Annotated in this window: 5 protein-coding genes; 3 read left to right on the top strand and 2 right to left on the bottom strand. The window is 56.8% G+C overall.

What is annotated here, in order from left to right:
- The 3 genes from QZY07_RS06125 to QZY07_RS06115 form a co-directional block, all read left to right on the top strand.
- On the top strand, window positions 1–304 hold a 304-nt coding region (locus QZY07_RS06125; RefSeq protein ID WP_295400683.1), incomplete at its 5' end, for an RES family NAD+ phosphorylase.
- A gap of 126 nt (window positions 305–430) precedes the next feature.
- Complete coding sequence (locus tag QZY07_RS06120; protein ID WP_295400681.1) at window positions 431–697, top strand: type II toxin-antitoxin system ParD family antitoxin; 267 nt, start codon at window positions 431–433, stop codon at window positions 695–697.
- Window positions 697–1002, top strand: coding sequence for a type II toxin-antitoxin system RelE/ParE family toxin (locus QZY07_RS06115; RefSeq protein ID WP_295400679.1), 306 nt, complete (start codon window positions 697–699; stop codon window positions 1000–1002). The genes QZY07_RS06120 and QZY07_RS06115 overlap by 1 nt, the downstream gene beginning before the upstream one ends.
- Here QZY07_RS06115 and QZY07_RS06110 read toward each other — a convergent pair.
- Window positions 955–1299, bottom strand: a complete 345-nt coding sequence (locus QZY07_RS06110) for a ParB N-terminal domain-containing protein (protein WP_295400677.1) — start codon at window positions 1297–1299, stop codon at window positions 955–957. The two genes, QZY07_RS06115 and QZY07_RS06110, sit on opposite strands and share 48 nt — an antisense overlap.
- Before the next feature lie 105 nt (window positions 1300–1404).
- Window positions 1405–1806, bottom strand: a 402-nt coding sequence (locus QZY07_RS06105; RefSeq protein ID WP_295400675.1) for a hypothetical protein, incomplete at its 5' end; no start/stop codon positions are given.

The raw sequence follows: 1806 nt of genomic DNA, 5'->3' as shown, positions 1-1806 counted from the left end.
GGCATGCGATGCCGCCTTGCTGGATTTTCGACACGTGGTGCATGAATATCCGGACTTGATGCACACGACCGACTACACGTATTCGCAATCGGTTGGAGCGAGGATTCACCGTGAGGGCCACCCAGGCCTACTCACATCGACTGTACGATATCAGGGCGGTGAGAGCTACGTGGTTTTCAACCCCGCCGTATTGTCCAATCCAAGGCACAACAGCCAGTTGACCTATCGCCTTGAGGGCCGCCGTATCTTTGTTGAGAAAAAGCCGGGGGTCACTTGGCTGGAGATCCCGACGGATCAGATATGAATTGTCGAACCAGCAATTGGAGGTCGATCATGGCAAACAGCCTACAGGTTCGTAAAACGCAACCGTATTGACAGGATCTCTGTCCGTGAGTTTAATAACAGTTATTAACTTTTGGAGCAGATCAAAATGCCAACCAGCGTTGCGCTCAATTCCCATTTTGAACACTTTATTCGTGACCAGGTGGAGTCAGGACGCTTCAATAACGCCAGCGAGGTAGTTCGCGCAGGCCTGCGTCTGCTTGAGGATCAGCAGACACAGGCGTCAATGCAGAGGGAGGCATTACGTGCGGCCATTGCATCCGGAATGGCGAGTGGCCCTGGAATTCCTGCCGACAATGTGTTCGACCGACTGGAGGCTAAGTATCGAGCCATGGCTGGCGAGCAGCCCGCTTGATGCGAGTGATCTTTTCTCCACTGGCTGAACGAGATCTCGAAGACATCGGCGATTACATCGCTCGAGACAATCCACGCAGGGCATTGAGCTTCGTCATCGAATTGCGTCGTCAGTGCGCCAAGATTGCTACGGCCCCACAGGCTTACCGTCCTCGGTCCGAGTTGGGCGACGGCATCCGGTCTTGTGCGCATGGTAACTACGTGATCTTCTTTCATGAGACCAGGATGGGGCTCGGCATCGTTCGCATCCTGCATGGATCAATGGATATCGAAGCACAGTTTGCTGAGACGAGCAACGGCCAATGACTCTGGCCGCGTGGTCGGGCGCATCTTGCGCAGTACGCGCGCCACCTCCGGGTTGAACTGCTGGTCCCCCAACAGGCGGAATGCATTCAGACGCCCTTCGCCGCAGACGAGGATGTATTTGGGCTCACCGTCGGCCCCCTCGCGTTGGGTGACGGTGATCGGCTTTTTCAGACCGATCGCCTTGATGTTGCCGACGATCTCCTCGAAGACTTTGGTATTGCGCTCCCGTGAATTAAGTACCTCGATCCGGTTGATCGGGATCAGGCGAACGGCCTCGGGGGTTCCGGGCTTTCGCATCCTCCTTCCAATCACGCCAGCCCCCGGCGGTTTCGCTGTGCGGCTTCGCAGTACCGCGAATCCGGTCTGCGAACCTGGTGCAATTCCAATAGCGGATCCGCTGTTTCATTTGCCCTCCGCCACGTTCACGATCTCCAATCCCAGTGTCTCTGGCGCATGATCCAGCCAGAGGTCATCACCCGCACGATAGAGGAAGGCATCGTTGTCGACGATCCGGATTTCCACGTCAGAGTGGGCCAGTCGGTAGTCACGAAACTCCGCTCCGTGACGCACGCGCAGGAAGTACCCGTCGTCCGCACCGGAAACCAGCAGCATGCCGTGGATGCCCTTGGCCGGTTCCACTTCCGCTTCGTGGCCGGAACGCAGCTTCACTCGCGTCTTCACGGAGATGGTCTCCTTTCCGATCGGCGTCAGGAAGTTCAGCATGCCGTTCACGAAGTAAGCCGAGAACTCGGTGCACTGGTTTTCGCCGACGTAACAGTAGAAGCGGATCTCACCAGTAAACGG

This window comes from uncultured Thiocystis sp. (genome assembly GCF_903866365.1).
Lineage (GTDB): Bacteria > Pseudomonadota > Gammaproteobacteria > Chromatiales > Chromatiaceae > Chromatium.
This window is presented reverse-complemented; position numbering and strand designations above follow the sequence as displayed.